General features: G+C 69.5%; 18 protein-coding genes. 5 read left to right on the top strand and 13 right to left on the bottom strand.

Features of this window, described 5'->3' with window-relative positions; all coding sequences use genetic code 11:
* Positions 1-6 precede the first annotated feature (6 nt).
* Entirely contained in the window at positions 7-1413 is a 1407-nt protein-coding gene (locus YIM_RS23010; protein ID WP_153032308.1) for an amidase, read from the top strand.
* A 4-nt stretch (positions 1414-1417) separates the two neighbouring features.
* Here the strand turns inward: YIM_RS23010 and YIM_RS23005 are convergent, their stop codons facing one another.
* The 7 genes from YIM_RS23005 to YIM_RS22975 form a co-directional block, all read right to left on the bottom strand.
* A complete protein-coding gene (locus YIM_RS23005; RefSeq protein ID WP_153032307.1) occupies positions 1418-2008 on the bottom strand; it encodes a TetR/AcrR family transcriptional regulator in 591 nt (196 codons plus the stop codon).
* 64 nt (positions 2009-2072) lie between these two features.
* Positions 2073-3023: a PDR/VanB family oxidoreductase gene (locus YIM_RS23000; protein ID WP_153032306.1), complete on the bottom strand. Its 951-nt coding sequence runs from the start codon at positions 3021-3023 to the stop codon at positions 2073-2075.
* 29 nt (positions 3024-3052) lie between these two features.
* The gene (locus tag YIM_RS22995; protein WP_153032305.1) at positions 3053-3805 is read right to left on the bottom strand and encodes an SDR family NAD(P)-dependent oxidoreductase; all 753 of its coding nucleotides are present in this window, start codon (positions 3803-3805) and stop codon (positions 3053-3055) included.
* Entirely contained in the window at positions 3802-4305 is a 504-nt protein-coding gene (locus YIM_RS22990) for an aromatic-ring-hydroxylating dioxygenase subunit beta (RefSeq protein ID WP_153032304.1), read from the bottom strand. The genes YIM_RS22995 and YIM_RS22990 overlap by 4 nt, the downstream gene beginning before the upstream one ends.
* The gene (locus YIM_RS22985; RefSeq protein ID WP_153032303.1) at positions 4298-5575 is read right to left on the bottom strand and encodes a Rieske 2Fe-2S domain-containing protein; all 1278 of its coding nucleotides are present in this window, start codon (positions 5573-5575) and stop codon (positions 4298-4300) included. Before YIM_RS22985 ends, YIM_RS22990 begins: the two co-directional genes overlap by 8 nt.
* 16 nt (positions 5576-5591) lie before the next feature.
* Positions 5592-5969: a hypothetical protein gene (locus YIM_RS22980; protein WP_153032302.1), complete on the bottom strand. Its 378-nt coding sequence runs from the start codon at positions 5967-5969 to the stop codon at positions 5592-5594.
* A gap of 28 nt (positions 5970-5997) precedes the next feature.
* On the bottom strand, positions 5998-7143 hold the full coding sequence (locus YIM_RS22975; protein ID WP_153032301.1) for an acyl-CoA dehydrogenase family protein: 1146 nt from the start codon (positions 7141-7143) through the stop codon (positions 5998-6000).
* Positions 7144-7274: 131 nt separating this feature from the next.
* Here YIM_RS22975 and YIM_RS22970 point away from each other — a divergent pair, with 131 nt between their 5' ends.
* The 4 genes from YIM_RS22970 (at position 7275) to YIM_RS22955 (ending at position 10858) form a co-directional block, all read left to right on the top strand.
* Positions 7275-8741 (top strand): ATP-binding protein, encoded by a 1467-nt coding sequence (locus tag YIM_RS22970; protein ID WP_153032300.1) that lies wholly within the window; start codon positions 7275-7277, stop codon positions 8739-8741.
* A gap of 100 nt (positions 8742-8841) precedes the next feature.
* On the top strand, positions 8842-9339 hold the full coding sequence (locus YIM_RS22965; RefSeq protein ID WP_153032299.1) for a flavin reductase: 498 nt from the start codon (positions 8842-8844) through the stop codon (positions 9337-9339).
* Between the two features lie 23 nt (positions 9340-9362).
* The gene (locus tag YIM_RS22960; protein ID WP_228004920.1) at positions 9363-9629 is read left to right on the top strand and encodes a hypothetical protein; all 267 of its coding nucleotides are present in this window, start codon (positions 9363-9365) and stop codon (positions 9627-9629) included.
* Positions 9626-10858: an amidase gene (locus YIM_RS22955; protein WP_228004919.1), complete on the top strand. Its 1233-nt coding sequence runs from the start codon at positions 9626-9628 to the stop codon at positions 10856-10858. Before YIM_RS22960 ends, YIM_RS22955 begins: the two co-directional genes overlap by 4 nt.
* A 44-nt stretch (positions 10859-10902) precedes the next feature.
* On the opposite strand, the gene YIM_RS22950 is transcribed toward YIM_RS22955, so the two are convergent.
* Genes YIM_RS22950 through YIM_RS22925 form a run of 6 tightly spaced genes read right to left on the bottom strand, consistent with a single transcriptional unit; the run spans position 10903 to position 17786 of the window.
* Positions 10903-12225: an aminotransferase class III-fold pyridoxal phosphate-dependent enzyme gene (locus tag YIM_RS22950; protein WP_153032297.1), complete on the bottom strand. Its 1323-nt coding sequence runs from the start codon at positions 12223-12225 to the stop codon at positions 10903-10905.
* 27 nt (positions 12226-12252) lie between these two features.
* Positions 12253-12867 (bottom strand): response regulator transcription factor, encoded by a 615-nt coding sequence (locus tag YIM_RS22945; protein WP_153032296.1) that lies wholly within the window; start codon positions 12865-12867, stop codon positions 12253-12255.
* Between the two features lie 24 nt (positions 12868-12891).
* Complete coding sequence (locus YIM_RS22940) at positions 12892-13449, bottom strand: nuclear transport factor 2 family protein (protein WP_153032295.1); 558 nt, start codon at positions 13447-13449, stop codon at positions 12892-12894.
* Positions 13450-13496: 47 nt separating this feature from the next.
* The gene (locus YIM_RS22935; protein WP_153032294.1) at positions 13497-14819 is read right to left on the bottom strand and encodes an MFS transporter; all 1323 of its coding nucleotides are present in this window, start codon (positions 14817-14819) and stop codon (positions 13497-13499) included.
* A gap of 12 nt (positions 14820-14831) precedes the next feature.
* Positions 14832-16280, bottom strand: a complete 1449-nt coding sequence (locus YIM_RS22930; RefSeq protein ID WP_153032293.1) for an aldehyde dehydrogenase family protein — start codon at positions 16278-16280, stop codon at positions 14832-14834.
* Between the two features lie 39 nt (positions 16281-16319).
* Positions 16320-17786 (bottom strand): APC family permease, encoded by a 1467-nt coding sequence (locus YIM_RS22925; RefSeq protein WP_153032292.1) that lies wholly within the window; start codon positions 17784-17786, stop codon positions 16320-16322.
* Positions 17787-17811: the final 25 nt, after the last annotated feature.

Below are 17811 nucleotides of genomic sequence, written 5' to 3'. Positions count from 1 at the left end.
ACTTCCATGGACCCCTTCGACTCCGCCGCCGGCCTCGCCGCCGCCGTCCACCGCCGGGAACTGAGCCCGGTCGAGATCGTCGACACCTACCTGGACCGGATCGACCGCCACGACGGTGAGGTCAACGCCTTCGTGTGGCGCGACGACGATGACGTGCGGGCCCAGGCCAAGGCCGCGGAACAGGCGATCGTCGACGGCGAGGAACTCGGGCCGTTCCACGGCATCCCGATCCCGATCAAGGAGCTGACCCAGGTCGACGGGCAGCCGGCCACCTTCGGCTCGCTGGGTGTCACGGACATGCCCCGCGCCGGGAACGACCCCGTGGTGCCCCGGTTGCTGAACGCGGGTTTTCTCTTGCAGGGACGGACGAACTCGCCCGAGATGGGACTGCTGACGACCACCGAGAACGAGCGGTTCGGCAGCACCCGCAACCCCTGGCGGCTCGCCCACTCCCCTGGCGGGTCGAGCGGTGGCGCGGCGGCCGCGGTGGCCGCCGGGTTCGCGCCGGTCGCGCACGCCTCCGATGGCGGCGGCTCGATCCGGGTGCCCTCGTCGTGCTGCGGGCTCGTCGGGCTCAAGCCGAGCCGCGGCCGGATCCCGCAGCGGGTCGCCGCCTGGGAACACGCGACCGTGGAAGGCGCCGTCACCCGGTACGTGCGCGACGCCGCGGCGCTGCTCGACGTGCTGTCCGTGCCGGATCGACTGGCCTGGTACCAGGCGCCCGCGCCGCGGCGGCCATTCCTCGACGAGGTCGGGGCAGCCCAGGGACAGCTGCGCGTCGGCCTGCTCACCACCTCGCCCACGGGGACGCCGGTCGACCCGGAATGCGTTGAGGCGGCCGAGAAAACCGGGCGGTTGCTGGAATCGCTCGGACACCACGTCCGCCCCGTCGATCTCGAGTTCCTCAGCGAGGAAGGCTGGACCGCCTACACGCAGACAGTGCTGGACGCATCACTGAGCGCCTTCCCGTTCGACCACCCCGAGCTGGTGGGATCGCAGCTGCGGTACCGGATGGAGCGCGCGAAGACCCGTGATTCGGGCACGTATGTGCGGGCTTCGCTGCGGTTGCAGGAAGAGTCGCGCCGGGTGGTCGCCCAGTGGGGCCGCGAGTTCGACGTCCTGCTGACGCCGACGCTGGCCTGCCTGCCGCCGCTCGCCGGGACCGTGCTGCGGGAGGCCGTCGACAATCCCGGCGGTCGGCGGCTGACCGAGACGCAGATGATCTCGTTCACCTCGTTCTGCAACATCACCGGCCTCCCGGCCATCTCCCTGCCGGTCCACACCTCGGCCGGCGGCCTGCCGGTCGGTGCCCAGCTCGTGGCCGGGCCGTGGGACGAAGCCGTGCTCATCCGGCTCGCCTCGGCGCTGGAGCCGCTGTCCGGCTGGACGGACCGCCGCGCGAGCTTGTCCTGAGTGGTCACGTGGCCGCGTACGCCGTCAGCAGCTTCCGGAGGACCTTGACGGCGCGCTCGGTCCGCCCGGTGTTGCCGAACGCGGTCTGGTGGAACACCAGCCCGTCGATGGCGATGAAGACCAGCTCGGCCAGGGCGGGATCGTCGAGGCCGTTGCGCACGAGCGCCTGGTGCACGGCGACCCGGTACGAGTCGTTGACCCGCTCCATCACCGGCCGCAGTTCCGGGCGGCGCCGGGATTCCAGTGCCAGCTCGTACTGGAAGGCCTGCGCCTCCGGGGCAGCGGCGACCATGGCGACGATACCGGCCGCGAAATCGTCGAACCCGGATTCGTCCAAGGTCAGTTCGACACCCTCGATGCCGCGCTCCACGCAGAAGGTGAGCGCTTCCTCGATCAGCGTGTCCCGATCCCCGAAGTGATAGCGGACCGACCCGTGGGTGACGCCCGCCTCGGCGGCCACCGCACGGTAGGTCAGGCCACGCAACCCTTGGGCCGCAACGACTCGGATGGCGGCTTCGAGCAGCGCTCGCCTGCCGCTGCCGTAGGCTACGCGGCTCGTCGGGCCCGGTGCGGGCTCTACCCGTCGCGCGTTCACCGGCGCGAGTCTAGGCGCTGTCCCGCAAGTCTGGTCGATGGGCCGCCTGGTGGGCCACGCTGGATCAGTACAGCTCGATCACCAGTTTGCCGGTCAGCGCGCGGGACACGCACAGGGCCATCTGGTCGCAGGCGGCCTTGTCGGCGGCCGAGAGGCAGTTGTCGCGATGGTCGGGGGCGCCTTCGAGAACACCCGAGACGCAGGAGCCGCAGATGCCTTCCTCGCAGGACTTGGCGACCTCGATGCCGTTCTCGGTCAGTACGGAAAGGATGGACCGGTCCGCCGGGACCTCGAAGCTCTCCCCCGTGTCGAGTTGGACGGTGAAGGGGGTGTCGCCGCTGGTGTCGATTTCGGTGGCGGTGAAGTGCTCGACGTGGAAGTGGTTCTCGCCGACCGCCGGGGTGAACACCGCGGCGACCTGGTCCAGGAAACCCTGCGGACCGCAGGTGTAGACGTGACTGGCCGAGGTCAGGCCGGGAAGCACGGTGGCGAGTACGGCGGGCTGCCCGGTGCGCGGCACTCCGAAGTGGAGCCTTGCCCGTTCACCGAATCGTGCCCGGAGCAGGTCGGTGAAAGCGGCCTCATCCTGGGAGCGGGCGAAATAGTGCAGCTCGAACTCCGCGCCCCGGTCGTCCAGTTCGTAGGCCATGCTCAGCAGCGGCGTGATGCCGATGCCCCCGGCGACGAGCACGTGCTTGTCCGCGTCGGCGGAGACGGTGAGCAGGTTGCGTGGCTCACCGATCTTGAGGTGATCGCCGGCCGATACCGCGTGCAGCGCGGCGGACCCGCCTCGCGACTCCGGCTCCAGCTTGACCGCGATGAGCAGCGACGCCCCCTCCGATGGCGGACCGCACAGCGAGTACTGCCGCACCAGGCCGGTCGGACCGGTGACGTCGATGTGGGCACCGGCCGCGTAGGGCCCGAGCGGCCGACCGTCCTCGCGGACCAGGCGCAGGGTGCGGATGGCGGCGGTTTCCTCGATCACCTCCGCCACCCGGACCAGGATGTTCGTCATCGTTCCCTCCCGAGTTCCCTCCCGATCGCTCAGCGCAGGTAGAGGCCGCCGTTGGCGTCCCAGCACGCGCCGGTGACCGACGCGGCGCCGGGAGAAGCGAGCAGGGCGACCATCTCGGCGATGAACGCCGGATCGCCGAGACGCCCGACCGGGATGTTCCTGGCCAGCGCGTCGAGGTTGTCCTCGCCCACGATCGAGTGCACGGCCGGGCTGTCCTGCGGTCCGGGTGACACCGCGTTGACCGTGACCCCGCGAGCGGCGAGTTCGCGGGCGAACACCTTGGTCGCGGTCAGGATCGCGCCCTTGGAGGACGCGTAGTGACCACCGGTGGTGGTGCCGCCGTTCTGCCCGGCCAGCGAGGCGATGTTGACGATCCGGCCGTAACCGCGCTCGGCCAGGTAGGAGCCGAAGAGCTGGCAGGCGTGGAAGGTGCCCGAGAAGTTCACGGCCATGACGGTCTCGAGTTCCTCGGCGGTGATCTCCAGCAATGGTCTGGCCCGGGTGAGCGCGGCGTTGTTGACCAGGATGTGCACTTCGCCGAAGTCGTCGAGCACCTCCGTACGCAACCCCGCCAGCTCGGCGGGCACGCTCACATCGACCGGGTAGCCCTTGGCCGTGGCACCGGAACCGTCGAGTTCTTCCGCGAGTGAGTCCGCGGCGGAGCCGTCGAGGTCGGCGATGGCGACCTGGCAGCCGCCGGTGTGCAGGCGGCGCACGATCGCCTCCCCGAGCCCGTTCGCCCCGCCGGTGACGACGGCGACCTGTCGCGCTGGGGCGGTCACAGCAGGAACCCCGCGGCGGACACGGCGTCCTCGCTGTTCACCAGCCGGACCACCTTCAGCACGATCCGATCACCAGCCGGACCGGTCGGCGAGAGCCGGACGCGGTGTGTCACGTCGGCGGCCCAGATGTCGTGGGACCCGCGCTTGTAGGCGATCAGCACCTGCGCCGACCGCAGCACGACGTCCACATCGGACACCGACTCCGGCACGAATCCCGACACCGTGCGAACGGTCCGGGCGGCGTCGACGGCGGCGATGGCGTAACCCTCGGTCATCCGGTTCACGCGCATCTGCCGCATCCGCGCGTCGTCGTAGACCATGTTGAGCGTGCCGGCGAAGTCGTCGGTGCCGGGGTCGATGGGGATGACGTAGAAACCGTCCTCCGTGTAGAGCGCGTTCCACGCGGAGTACTCCCCGCGATCGAGCAGGGCCGCTTCGCGCCAGATCAGGTCGATCGCCCGGGCGACCCGCGGATCGGTGGTGGGGACTGCCTCAGTCATCGCTCATCATCCGCTTCCACTGCTGGTAGGCCGCGCGCATGCCGGTCTCGTCGGTGACGTGGGAGGTCGGCCAGCCCTCCGGGCTCGCCTTCTCCCTGGCGAGGCCGCGGTTGACCATGATCGGCATCTCGGGCGCGCCCTGCGCACCACGCTGCACGCGGTCCCAGCCCTCGGCGTCGTCCGGCGTGCCGAACCCGAAGGGTCCCTGGAAGTGCTCGTGGATGCGCAGTCGTTCCCGGTTGACCGGATCCAGTTCGGGCGGCCCGTCCGGACCGAGCGCGATGTGCTCGATCTCCGTCTCGTCCACCGCGATCGGCCGCAGCACGCGGAAGAACGCGATGGACATCGACACGTTGGGGAACAGGTTGAGGTTGAACCCGGTGCCGTGCATCGCCCGGACCACCTTGCGCACCTGCGCGGCGTCGAGCGTCTTGGACAGCTCGTCGACGAGCCCCGCGAAACGCGCCTGCAGCGGTTCGCTGCCGTCGTCGTCATCGAGGTCGGAGTGCTCGGGCACCATCTGCATCACGCTGTGGCCGTGCCCGAGGTCGTGGGTGATCGCCTCGGGATCGGTCATGAACGACATCATGTCGGCGGTCTCGGCGTCGACCGAGGCCATCCACGACCGGTGCACGATCGGGAAGTGGTAACCGTCGGTGGTGTTCTCCAGCTGGATCTTCCAGTTCCCCTTGAACCTGAACCGGTGCTTGCCGAGCACCTTGATCGGATAACCGCCTCCCTGCTTCATGAACCGGTCGATCCACAACCTGACGTCGCCGAGGAAATCTTCGAGCGGTTCGATGTTTTCGCCGAAGGTCGCGAACACCATTCCGCCGTAGCTTTCGGTGCGCAGTTTCTTCAGCGACAGATCACGTTTGTCCGCGACGCCTTCGTAGCCGTCGGGATACGGAATGCCGCGCAGCTTGCCGTCCAGGCTGTAGGACCAGGCGTGGTACGGGCAGGTGAAGCCGTTGGCCTGGCCCTGGGGCTTTTCGCACAGGCTGGCGCCCCGGTGGCGGCAGCGGTTGAGCAGGGTGTGGATGGCGTTCCTGCGGTCGCGCGTGACGATCACCGGCTGGCGGCCGACACGGGTCGACTTGAAGCTGCCCGGCTTGGCGATCTCGCTCTCGTGTGCGACCCAGACCCAGGTGCGCTCGAAGATCCGGGTCATCTCCAGCTCGAAGATCGCCGGGTCGGTGTAGAGGCGGCCGGCGACGCGGTCGCCGGAAACCAGGTCGGCGGGCGCGACGTCCATGATGTTCTCGTTCATCGGTGTCTCCGGGGGATCAGTCGGGAAGCGTGACGTCCTCGCGGACGGTGAGGGCACGGCCCATGCGGGCTTCGACCTTGGCGAACCGCCAGAGCTTGAACGCGCTGTCCCCGACCGGTGTGGTGCGGAAGAGGTTGCAGGCCGCCTTGACCGTCTCCTGCGTGTCGACGTCGGCGAGGAGGTAGCAGGTCCACGGCCACCCCTCGGACGGGCCGACCATATGCGAGTCGTCGTCGAAGTCGCCGATGAACGCCACCCCCGGCAGTGCCTTGAGCTGGTCCATCATGGACACCGTCGCCTGCCAGACGTCGCCGGTCGTGATGCCGTCGGCGGGCAGGTCGAAGAAGTTCTGGTTGATGCCGATGCAGAAAAGCACGCGGAGCGGCTTCGCCATTCTTGTTCTCCTGGTGATTGTCGGCGGCTCAGCGGAAACCGGCGGTGGTCGGCGGCAGACCCATCAGCACCGCACCGGCCGAGTCGTACATCGCCGGGCCGAGGAACGCGTGCTGCTTGGGCACCAGCGCGTCTCGCAACAGCAGTTGCAGCGGGTGGTCGTTGTGGATCGGCGCGGTGCCGGAGATTTCGACGATCTTGCCGACGGTCTCGGAGGCCGTCCTGGCCAGGTACGCGGAAGCGAGCCTGAGGTGGGCGTTCTGCTCGTCGGTGGCGTCGCCACCGGATACGACCGTCTCCCACACCTCGTGGCTGAGGTCGTAGAACCACGCCCTCGCCGAGCGGAGCGCGGCCTCGGCGGCGGCGACCTCGGTCCGGTAGTAGGACCGGTCCGCCAGCTTGGGCGCCCCGGTCACCCCGGCGTAGCCACCGCCCACCCGCTCGGCGTGATCGAGCGCGGCGCGGGCGATCCCGGCACCGGTGACGGCCAGCACCTGAGCGGCGTAGGCGACGGCCGGGTACCGGTAGAGCGGTTCGTCCACAGTGGGCTCTCCACCCCGGGTGAACGTCCACTCGCGCGGCACTTCCACGTTGCGCACGACCAGATCGAAGGACCCCGTGCCGCGCATGCCCGCCACGTCCCAGTCCTGGACGATTTCCACCTGATCGGGACGCAGCACCGCGGTTCGCGGCTTGCCGTCGTTCGATTCGTCGCCGGGAATGCCGACACCGAGGACGTCGGCGCCCATGCAGCCGCTGGCGAACTTCCAGTGCCCGTCGACCAGGAAGCCGCGGTCGGTGGCGGTGGCGGGCTGGATCGGGAAGAGACCGCCGGCGAACGCCAGGTCCGGGCCGTCCCGGTAAAGCTCCGCCTGGGTTTCCAGCGGCAGCGCGGCCAGGTAGACCTGGGAGAAGGCGAAGCTGGCCACCCAGCCGGTGGAGCCGTCGACCGCCGAGATCCGCTCGATCCGGTCCAGGAATCGAGCCGGTGGCAATGGTTCGCCGCCGAATTTCGCGGGAGTAGCCGAACGGTACAGGCCGGTCTGCTTCAGTCGTTCGACGAAGTCCTTCGGCACGAACCGCTGCGCACGGAACTCGGTCCGCCGCTGCTCGAGTTCCGCCAGCACCTCGTCGAAAACCGCAGTGGTGTCCACGGAATCCTGGACGTGCACCATTGCTCCTCCTCGTCCTTCGCTTGGCACCGACAGTAAAAACAGCGACCGGAGACGCGGTATCGGTACAAGCTCTGCCGGAATAGGGGATTTCTTCAGGCGCCGGTCGGCCGCCCGGGGTTTAGGCTGGTCAGGTGCAGGTCGAACCGCAGGCTCCCGAGCTGACCACGCAGGACTTCGTCGCGATGATGCACGCCAGCAGAATGTGCGTGCTCATCCACGACGCGGCCACCAAGAACATCCTGTGGGCCAATCCGGCCGCGTGCGAAATGCTCGAGTGGAGTGTCACCGAGTTGCGGCCGCTCAAGGCCAACGACATGAGCAGCTCCGCGCAGCAGTACGATCGCGTGCTCGGCCGCGCCTGGCTGCAAGAAGCCGCCGAGCGGGGGTTCAACCGCGTCGAGTGGCACTACCGGAGCAGGTCGGGGCGGGTCATCCCGACGGACGCGGTGGCGGTCCGGGTGGAACTGTCGCAGGGTCCCGCGTTGATGGTGCAGTTCCGCGACATCGAGCGGGAACAGGCGGTAGAACGGCAGCTGCGCCTCACCACGTCCTGGGTGGACGCGCTGGCCCACTACACATCCACGGCCGCGTTCATGCTCGACGCCGCCGGCGTGGTGCGGTTCGCCACCGACACCGCGACCGCGCTGATCGGCGCCGAGGCGGCCGAGCCCTTGGGCAAGGTGACCGACTACGGGCGGCTACGACTCGATGGGCGCGTCCGCACCTGGGAAGAGGTCCATCGCCGGGCGACACCGGCCACCACCGTGCAGCTGGAGATCCCCGGCGGCGCGAACGGCGAGCCGGTGTGGCTGGAGGGCAGCCTCGAGAACCTCGGAACAGGTGACGCCTCGCTGATGATCCTGCACGACGTGTCCGAGCGCATCCAGGGCCAGGTTCGCCGGGAACGCGAGCTGCACCAGGAGAACTACCTCGCGCGCTACACCGCGATGGGTGACATGGCGATGGCCATCGCGCACGAGCTCGGCCAGCCGCTGGCCGCCGCGGGGAACTTCCTGGCCGGTGCCCGCGCCGACGCGCAGGCCACCGCACCCCGTGTCGTCTACGGCATCGACAACGCGGTGCGCCAGGTCGAGCGCGCCGCCACCATCGTCGGGTCGGTACGCGCGTTCGTCGGCCATCTCGAACAGGTCGAGCAGGTGGCCGACCTCAACGACATCGTCGGGGAATGCCTGTACTTCGTGCGCCTGCGCGCCGAACCCGCCGGAGTGGAGGTCCTGGCCGATCTCGGCGAAACCCCGGTCGAGGTGCGGTGTGAACGGGTGCTGACCGGGCAGGTGGTGCTCAACCTGTGCTTCAACGCCATCGACGAGATGGCGGCCGGTGATCCGTCGCGGCGCCATCTGAGGATCACCACCAGCGCCACCGGCGACGCCGGGGTGGTCACCGTCGACGACGAAGGCCGGGGCCTGGGGCACGATCCCTTCGCACGGACGTTCACCTCCAAGGAGCACGGCAGCGGGATCGGGCTGGCGCTGAGCTACCGGATCATCACCCGCCAGCACGGCACCATGTGGGCCGAACCTTCCCCGGCCGGCGGTTCCCGCTTCGGCTTCAGCCTCCCGTTCGCTGCCGGGTAAGGGAAATCCTCAGCCGGAGACGGGAACTCTCGATTTCCGGACGCCCGGCCCGCTCGTACCGTCAAGGCAGTTCCGGTAGCGGCACCGCCCAGGAGGAAACGTGTCAGAGCTGACCCAAGCCCAGCGCGAGTTCCGCGCCGCGATGGCGAACCTGTCGGCCGCGGTCAACGTGGTGACCACCGACGGTCCCCGCGGTCTCGCGGGAATGACCGTCAGCGCGGCGTGTTCGGTCACCGATTCGCCGCCGACGGTCCTGGTGTGCGTCAACCGGTTGAGCCGTTCCCGCGAGATACTCGTCGCCAACGGGCGCGTCTGCGTCAACATCCTCGGTGCCGAGCAGGAGGAGCTGGCGATGCACTTCGCCGGTGCGACGAAGGTGCCGACCGCCGAGCGGTTCGGCACCGACCGCTGGGACCTGGAGTCCGAGGACGTCCCGGTGCTGCGCGGGGCACCGGCGTCGGTGCTCGGCAGGATCGTCGCCGAGCAGCCGCAGGGCTCGCATTCGGTGGTGTTCGTCGAGGTCGACAAGGTGATCACCCACGACGACAGCGGTGCGCTGGTCTACTTCCGGCGCCGGTTCCACAGCTTGACCGCCTGACCCGGTTCAGAGGAGGTCCTCCGGTGAGCAGTTCCGAGCGCATGACCCTGACCTGCTACAACGACACGCACGGTTACGGGTGGCGCCACGTCGACCTGTTCGTCCACGACGCCAAGGGGCGCGAACTGAACTGGGTGCACTGGCAGGTGCCCGAGGACGGGCCCGACGCGGCCGACTCCGTCACCGCCACCGTCGAACCGCTGCTGCGGCGGACCTCGGAGTGGCGCCACGGGGTCAGCGCCGGCGGCATGGACTACTGGACCGCCGACGCCGCCTGGGCGCGCCCGTGACCGGCGACCGGCTCTGGCAGCCGTGGTCGCTGCGGGAACTCGTCGCGGACACCACGGCGGCCGCGCACACCTCCCGGTCCCGGATCGAAGCGACCGAATCGCGGGTCCTGGCCTGGGTGACGCGTGACGTCCCCGCCGTCGAGCCACCCCGCAGTGGTCCGCTGGCGGGGGTGCCGTTCGGGGTCAAGGACATCATCGACGTCGCGGGCCTGCCCACCCGGTGCGGATCACCGTTGCGCGCGGATGCCGCACCGGCGCGGGACGACGCGTCGATCGTGACCGCGTGGCGCCGCACCGGGGCGATGCCCGCCGGGAAAACGGTGAGCACCGAGTTCGCCTACTTCTCCCCCGGCCAGACGCGCAACCCCGCCGCGGTCGGCCACACTCCCGGCGGTTCCTCCAGCGGATCCGCCGCCGCGGTCGCCGCCGGGCACGTGCCACTGGCGCTGGGCTCACAGACCGCCGGATCGGTCACCCGGCCTGCTTCGTTCTGCGGTGTCGCGGCACTGGTGCTCAGCCACGGCCGGTTCCCCGGCACCGGTGTCGTGGGCCTGAGCCCGAGCTTGGACAGCCACGGCTTCTTCGCCGCCCGTGTCACGGATCTCGCGCTGGCCTGGTCGGCGTTGACCGGCTGCCCCGATCCGGCGACGACCGCGGACGTCCCGCCGCGGCTGCTGATCTGGCGGCCCCGCCACGTCGACCCGCCGATGGCCGCCGCGCTGAACCACTCACGGGACCAGCTGGCCGGGACCGGTGCCCAGGTCGACGAGTTCACCGACGGGCATCTCGTCGACCGGCTCACGACCGCTCATCCGGTGATCATGGCCTACGAGGCGGCCCGCGAACGCGCCGCGGAACTGGCCCTCGCACCCCGGCTGAGCCGGGAACTGGCCACGTTGCTGCGCACCGGCGCCGACACCTCCCGCCAGGACTACGACGACGCCCGCCGCGTCGTCGCCGACACGCACCGCCCGATCGCGGAGTTGTTCTCCCGCTACGACGCCATCATCGGTCCCGCGGCACCCGGACCGGCACCGGCCGGCCTCGCCGCCACGGGCGATCCCGTGCTGAGCAGGCCCTGGCAGGCACTCGGGCTGCCGGTGCTCACCGTGCCCGGCCTGCGCACCGAACAGGGACTTCCCTTGGGGCTTCAGCTGATCGGCACGTCCTGGCGCGAAGACGCCTTGCTCACCACCGGCTGCTGGGTGGAACACGCCCTCACCCGCTGAACACGGCGCTGGCAGCCCCGCGAGAGGCTGCCGGCGCCGTGTCTTCAGCCGACGGCGTCCACCGCGGTGTCGATCGCGCGCACGATGGTGCGGGCTTCTTCGGCGGTCAGCGTCAGCGGGGGCGAAATGATGATCTTCGTTCCGGCGGGCCGCACGACGACTCCCTCACGACGGGCTTGCGCGGCGATCCGCAGTGCGATCCCGGAAGCCGGATCGACCGGTTCGCGGGTGCGCTTGTCGGCGACGAGATCCACGGCCGCCATCAGCCCCTTGCCCCGCGTCTCGCCCACCACGTCGTGGCGTTCGAGGTCCTTGAGCGCTTCGAGCAGCACCGCCCCGACCGAGGCGGCGTTGCCGGGCAGGTCCTCGGCCTCGACCAGGTCGAGCACGGCCAGTGCCGCGGCACACGCGGTGGGGTGGCCGCTGTAGGTGTAACCGTGCATCACCACGTTGGAGAAGCCGGGCCCGTTCTCGATGGCCTCGCTGATCCGGCCGTTGAACAGGGTCGCGGCGAGCGGGATGTAGCCCGCGGTGATGCCCTTGGCGAAGCAGAGGATGTCCGGCGAGACGCCCCAGCCCCGGCTGCCGAGGAGATTGCCGGTGCGGCCGAATCCGGTGACGACCTCGTCGGCGATCAGCAGGATGTCGTGGCGGTCGAGCACCTCGCGCACGCGGCGCCAGTAGTGCTCGGGTGGCACGATCACGCCACCGGCTCCCTGCACCGGCTCGGCGACGAACGCCGCGATGGTGTGCCCGCCGAGGAACTCGATCCTGTCCTCGAGCTGGCGGACGAGGTGGTCGGTCAGCTCGTCCGGGTCGTCGGTCCGCCACGGGTTGCGGTACAGCCACGGCGCGTCCAGCAGGTGCGTTCCCGGCATCAGGGGACCGTGGTTGTGGTGGTACACCGCGTTGCCGCCGATCGAGGTCCCGCCGATGTGCAGGCCGTGGTAACCGTTGCGCAGCGACAGGAACTGCGTGCGGGCGGGCCGGCCCGCGGCGATCCAGTACTGCCGGGCCATCTTCAGCGCGGTTTCCACGGCGTCGGAACCGTTGGAACCGAACATCACGCGCTGCATGTCCTCCTGGTCGAACATCGCGGTGAGCCGGTCGGCGAGGTCGTAGACGCGGGGATGCGCGACGCCGTCGAACATCTGGTAGTAGGCCAGCTGGTCCAGCTGGGCGTGGATGGCGGCCTTGACCTCCGGCCGGTTGTGGCCGACGTTGACGTTCCACAGTCCGGCCACCCCGTCGAGGAGCCGGTTGCCTTCGCTGTCGGTGACGTGGTTCCCCTCACCGGCGACGATGACCAGGGTCTCGCGATCCGGGTCGGGTGTCGACGGCCCCATCGGGTGCCAGAACCTCTTCATTCAACGGTCCTTCCTGATACGAGTTGCTCAGACGGTGAAGCGGTGCAGGAGGATGTCGCGCACGAGCGCGCCGAGGCTGTCCGCCTCGGTTTTGGCCTTGATCCGCGCTCGGTGCACGTCGATGGTCTTGATGCTGGCGCCGAGCCGCCGGGCGATGACCTGGCTGGGCAGCCCCTCGATGACCAGCCGGAGCACCTCGCGCTCGCGTGGGGTGAGGGTTCGCAGCCGCTCCCGCACGGCCCGCCGGTCGGCGTGCTCGGCGAACCGCGCGCGGGCCTGTTCCAGTTGCGCCTGCACCAGTTCGAGCATGCGCTGCGGCTGGTAGGGCTTTTCCAGGAAGTCGACCGCGCCGTGCGTCACGGCGCGGACCGACATCGGGATGTCACCGTGGGCGGAGCAGAACACCACCGGTCCGGGATAGTCCATCTCCAGCAGGCGTTCCTGCAACTGGAAACCGCTGATGCCCGGCATCCGCACGTCGACGATGACCACGGCGACCTCGCCGGGATCGAATTCGCGCAGGAACGCGTCGCCGTCGGGATAGGTCAGCGCCTGCACGCCGACGCTTTCGAGCAGGAAAACCAGCGACTGCCGCACATCGTCGTCATCGTCGACGATGTGCACCACGGGTTCGGTCACCATCACCGCGCCTGCCTCCTGACCGGCTCAGGGCTTCATCAGCACTGACGCCGACGGGTAGTCACTGGCCCAGCCCGCGTTCAGCGGAGCCACGAACACGTTCTCCGTGCGGGTACGGGTGATCCGCCAGCCGTGGTCCTCCTTGCGGAACGCGTTGTTGAGCCTGCTGGAGCGCAGCAGCGACGTGCCGTCGGAGAACAGCCAGGGCTGCATGTGGATCCACAACCCGGTCGCCTCGTCGCCGGCGACCCGGATCTGCTCGGAGGTCAGGTAGTGGGCGTTGAGCAGTAGTTCCGGGTCTCGCTTCTGGCCCCAGAAGTTCCGGAAGTGCGCGCGGATCGCGTCGGCGCCCTCGGCGCGGCCGAACTGGTTGTCGTAGTACTCCCCCACGCCCTCCCAGACGGCGTCGTGGGTGTAGAGATCCATGATCAGTTCGATGCGGTGCTCGTCGTCACGGACACCGAACTCGGGGCACGGGGTGTCGCACAGGAACATGTAACGTGCCTGGATGCGCCGGATTTCGGCTTCGGCCTCCAGGGTTTCGACCCGGGTGGCCAGGTCCGCGACGGTCTTTTCCAGGGTCATGCGGTTGCTCTCCGATGCGTTTTCGTTGCGAATTTTCCTGTGCGGGCTCAGATGTCGTCGAGCGTGCGGTGCCGGGTCTCCCCGGCGATCGTCATCGCGACCACGGTCAAGGCGAGCATCGCGAGTACAAAGAGGACAACGGGGACAACCGATCCGGTGGCGGCCAGCAGGGCGACGCCGACGATCGGGGTGAGCGACCCGCCGACGATGCCGGCGAGCTGGTAGCCCAGCGACGCCCCGGTGCAGCGCACCGATGTCGGGAACAGTTCGGCGAAGAACGCGGCCTGCCCGCCGGTGATGACACCGTCGAACACGACGCCGACGGTCAGCGACACCAGGATCGCCGTGGTCGAGGGAACCTGGCCGTGCGCGAGCCAGGCCAGGCTCAGCGGAATCCAGATCGCCGCGCCCAGCGCACCGAGCACGGTTATGGTCCGGCGGCCGAAGCGGTCCGAGAGCCAGCCTCCGGCCAGCATCGACAGGAACCAGAACACCGAGGCCACGGTCAGTGCGTTGAGCACCTCGCCGCGCGCGACACCGCGCTCGTCCACCAGGTATGACAAGGCGAAAATGCCGAAGGTGTAGTAGGTGGCCTTCTCCCCGGCGCACGCACCGAAACTGAGCAGAACAGCCTTGCGGTGCGTGCGCAGCACTTCGCGCAACGGGCTCTTCGGCCGCGCCACCGGCTGGGCGGCCGCGGCCCGGTAGACCGGCGATTCCTCCACCGCGCGGCGCAGCACGTAAGCGATGACGATCAGCACGGCGGAGAGCAGGAACGCCACCCGCCAGCCCCAGTCGCTGAACTCCGACGCGGGCAGGACCGCCGCCAGTATCGCCAGCACCCCGGTCGACAACAGGCTGCCCAGCGGACCGCCGGCCTGCGCCCAGCTCGCCCAGAATCCCCGGCGCCGCTGCCCGGCGTGCTCGGCGATCAGGAGGATGGCGCCGCCCCACTCACCGCCCAGCGCGAGTCCCTGCAGGATCCTCAGCACCGTCAGCAGGATCGGGGCGAGCACCCCGATGCTCGCATAGGACGGGACCAGTCCGATCAGGACGGTCGTGGCGCCCATGATCGCGAGGCTGGTCATCAGCGCGCGTTTGCGGCCGAGCCGGTCGCCGATCTGCCCGAACAGGACACCGCCGAGCGGACGGGCGACGAATCCCACCGCGTAGGTGCCGAACGCCGCCAGCGTTCCCACCAGCGGATCGTCCGCCGGGAAGAACACGGTGCCGAAGATCGTGGCCGCGGCGGTGCCGTAGAGGAAGAAGTCGTAGAACTCGATGGCGGTGCCGCTCATCGACGCGGCGACGACCTTCGGCAACTCCCGTGACCGCCGGGTGACGGGCTCCGCGGACGCTGGATTCTTCATCACGCCGCCCGCCTACAGGATCACCGTGATGGTTTTGACCTCGGTGTTGGCGAGGATCGCCTCGTAGCCGAGTTCCCGGCCGACACCGCTGGCCTTCCGGCCGCCCCACGGCAGTTGCGGGGCCAGCGGCGACCAGCCGTTCACCCCGACCGCACCAGCCTGCAGTCCGGCCGACACGGTGTGCGCGCGGGACAGATCGGTCGTCCACACGGTCGCGGCGAGGCCGTAGTCGTTGTCATTGGCCAGCTCGACCACCTCGGCCTCGTCGTCGAAGGGGATGACCGTCCCCACCGGGCCGAAGATCTCCTCGCGGGCGATGGTGAGGTCGTTGGTACCGGCGAACACGGTGGGGTCGACGAAGAATCCCGGGCCGTCCGCGGACCGTCCCCCGGCGATCAGCTCGGCACCTTCGGACACGCCTTTTTCGATGTAGCCCAGCACTTTGTCCCGTTGCGCCGAGTTGATCAGCGGACCCATCGTGGTGTCCTTTCCGGACGGATCACCGACGACCTGTGCCTGCGCCGCGGCCCGAAGTCCGTCCAGAACGGCCTGGTAGACCGGGCGCTGCACGAAGATCCGGGTGCCGGCGGCGCAGACCTGCCCCTGGTTGGTGAAGATCCCCATCGCGGCTCCCTGGATCGCGGCGTCGAGGTTCGCGTCGGCGAAGACGATCTGCGGGGACTTGCCGCCGAGTTCGAGTGTGGTGCGCTTGAAGTTGCCCGCGGAGTTGCGCAGGATCCGGCGGCCGACCTCGGTCGAGCCGGTGAAGCTGACCTTGTGCACCCCGGGGTGCACGGCCAGTGCCTCACCGGCCACCGGCCCGCGGCCGGGCAGGACCTGCACCACTCCTGGCGGGAAACCGGCCTCTTCGACCAGGGCCGCGAGTCGCAGGATCGACAGTGAGGCGTCTTCCGCCGGTTTGACGATCACCGTGTTGCCCGCTGCCAGAGCCGGAGCGAGTTTCCAGCCCAGGATCATCAACGGCGCGTTCCACGGCACGATCGCCGCGATGACGCCGACGGGCTCACGGCGGGTGTAGGCGTGGGCGGGCGAGCCGAAGTAGCCGTCCTGGGTCACCAGTTCACCGTTGATCTTGTCGGCCCAGCCGCCGTAGTACCGCAGAGAGGCGACCAGGTTCGGCAGGAACAGGCCTCTGGCAACACTCAGCGGAGCGCCCATGTCGAGCGATTCGAGTGCGGCCAGCGCGTCGAGGTCACGTTCGACGAGGTCGGCCAGCCGTGCCAGCAGTGCGCCCTTGCGGGAAGGCGGGGTGGCGGCCCAGGAACCGCGCAACGACGTCGTGGCCGCGGTGACCGCGGTGTCGACGTCGTTCGCGTTCGCCGCGGCGATGTCGGCCAGCGGCTCACCGGTGCTCGGGTCGACCGTGGTGAACTTGTCGCCGCCGGTCCGCCAGGTGCCGTCGATGAACAGCTCGGTGTGCCAGGTCGTCGAATCGGGCATGAGTTGCTCTCCTTGGTGAGACGGGACGAGGTCGGCGGCTCAGGCGGGCTCGGGCGACTCGGCCGCGGGGGCGGTGACCTCCGGCCGCTCGCCCGCGGCCCGGCGCGCCGCGGCCAAGCCACCGAGAAAGGCCAGCGGGACCAGTCCGAGCAGCACCCCGACGGTCGGAGCACTGCCGCCGGTGAGCACCCCGAAGTTGCCCACCACCTGCGTGAGGACGAGCAGCATCAGCACGCTGGCGAGCACCGGCGCGATCAGCGTGGTCCAGCGGTTCGGCTCGACGCGGTGACGGCGGAAGTAGGCGACCACGGCGGCGGACGTCAGGGTGTAGAGCACGATGAGCGTGGCGACGGCCAGCCCGCTGAACCAGTTGAACAGCGTGCTCACCGGATTGAGCCCGAGAACGGCGAACGGCGCGATCACGGCCGTGGCGAGCAGCGACTGGCTCAGCGACGCCACGGCGGGCGCCTGGTGCCGGTTGGTGCGCTCCAGCACCGCCGGGAACAGTCCACGGCCCGCCATGGCGTGGAAGTAGCGGGTGATCATGTTGTGGAAGGACAGCACCCCGGCGAACAGCGAGGTGCACAGCAGGAACTCCGCGACCGTGCCGGCCCACGGACCGAGAACACCGGCGATCGGGTCGAGCGCGAACACCGCCGGATCGCCGGACAACGCCGTCCCGGCCGCTTCCCGCACTCGCGCGGCGCCGTAGAAGGACACCAGCATCCACGTGACAAGGGCGAGGAACACCGCGATCAGCACCACCGCGATGTAGGTCGCCCGCGGCACGGTCCGGCGTGGGTTCCGCGCCTCGGTGGAGTAGATCGCCGTGGACTCGAAGCCGAACATCGACGCGATGGCGAACATGATCGCGACACCCGGCGCACCGGCGAGGATCGCGTCCGGCCCGAAGCTGGCGGGAACGTCCAAGGAGGACAGTCCCGTGCGGAACAGCACCCCGACGGCGAACGCCACCAGGATCAGCAACTCCAGCCCCACCAGCACCGCGAGCACCTGCGTGCCGATCTCGATCTTGCGGGAGCCGAGGAACCACACCGCGGCGATCGACACGCCGATCCAGAGCCACCACGGGGTGTGCACCCCGAACTGGCGTGCCAGCAGTCCGGCCGTGCTCGCCCCGAGCAGGCCGTACATCGCGATCTGGACGGCGTTGTAGGCCAGCAGCGCCAGCAGCGATCCTCCCGCGCCGGTGCGGAAACCCAGCCCTGCCCGGATGACGGCGAAGAAGCCACCCCGGACGTCCAGATGCCGCGTGATGGTGGTGAAACCGACGGCGAACAGCACGATCACCGCGCCGACGATCAGGTAGGCACCCGGCGCGCCCGCGCCGTTGCCCAGCGCGACCGCCAGCGCGGCCGCGCCGACGATGCTGGTCAGCGGTGCCTGCGCGGACAGGACAAAAAAGAGAATCCCCGGAATTCCGAATGCATTCCGTTTCAGGCTGGTACCAGTGGTTTCGCTGGGGTGAATCGGTGCGTTCGACATTGAGCGCCTCCGCCGGATCTGCCCG

Origin of the sequence: Amycolatopsis sp. YIM 10, from assembly GCF_009429145.1 — a bacterium.
In the GTDB taxonomy this organism is placed as follows: Bacteria; Actinomycetota; Actinomycetes; order Mycobacteriales; family Pseudonocardiaceae; genus Amycolatopsis.
This window is presented reverse-complemented; position numbering and strand designations above follow the sequence as displayed.

What these genes read in the sequence shown, in the direction of transcription:
- YIM_RS23010 (WP_153032308.1), top strand. Translation starts at nt 7, where the DNA reads ATGGACCCCTTCGACTCCGCCGCCGGCCTCGCCGCCGCCGTCCACCGC.
- YIM_RS23000 (WP_153032306.1), bottom strand. Translation starts at nt 3,023, where the DNA reads ATGACGAACATCCTGGTCCGGGTGGCGGAGGTGATCGAGGAAACCGCC.
- YIM_RS22990 (WP_153032304.1), bottom strand. Translation starts at nt 4,305, where the DNA reads ATGACTGAGGCAGTCCCCACCACCGATCCGCGGGTCGCCCGGGCGATC.
- YIM_RS22985 (WP_153032303.1), bottom strand. Translation starts at nt 5,575, where the DNA reads ATGAACGAGAACATCATGGACGTCGCGCCCGCCGACCTGGTTTCCGGC.
- YIM_RS22980 (WP_153032302.1), bottom strand. Translation starts at nt 5,969, where the DNA reads ATGGCGAAGCCGCTCCGCGTGCTTTTCTGCATCGGCATCAACCAGAAC.
- YIM_RS22975 (WP_153032301.1), bottom strand. Translation starts at nt 7,143, where the DNA reads ATGGTGCACGTCCAGGATTCCGTGGACACCACTGCGGTTTTCGACGAG.
- YIM_RS22950 (WP_153032297.1), bottom strand. Translation starts at nt 12,225, where the DNA reads ATGAAGAGGTTCTGGCACCCGATGGGGCCGTCGACACCCGACCCGGAT.
- YIM_RS22945 (WP_153032296.1), bottom strand. Translation starts at nt 12,867, where the DNA reads ATGGTGACCGAACCCGTGGTGCACATCGTCGACGATGACGACGATGTG.
- YIM_RS22940 (WP_153032295.1), bottom strand. Translation starts at nt 13,449, where the DNA reads ATGACCCTGGAAAAGACCGTCGCGGACCTGGCCACCCGGGTCGAAACC.
- YIM_RS22935 (WP_153032294.1), bottom strand. Translation starts at nt 14,819, where the DNA reads ATGAAGAATCCAGCGTCCGCGGAGCCCGTCACCCGGCGGTCACGGGAG.
- YIM_RS22930 (WP_153032293.1), bottom strand. Translation starts at nt 16,280, where the DNA reads ATGCCCGATTCGACGACCTGGCACACCGAGCTGTTCATCGACGGCACC.
- YIM_RS22925 (WP_153032292.1), bottom strand. Translation starts at nt 17,786, where the DNA reads ATGTCGAACGCACCGATTCACCCCAGCGAAACCACTGGTACCAGCCTG.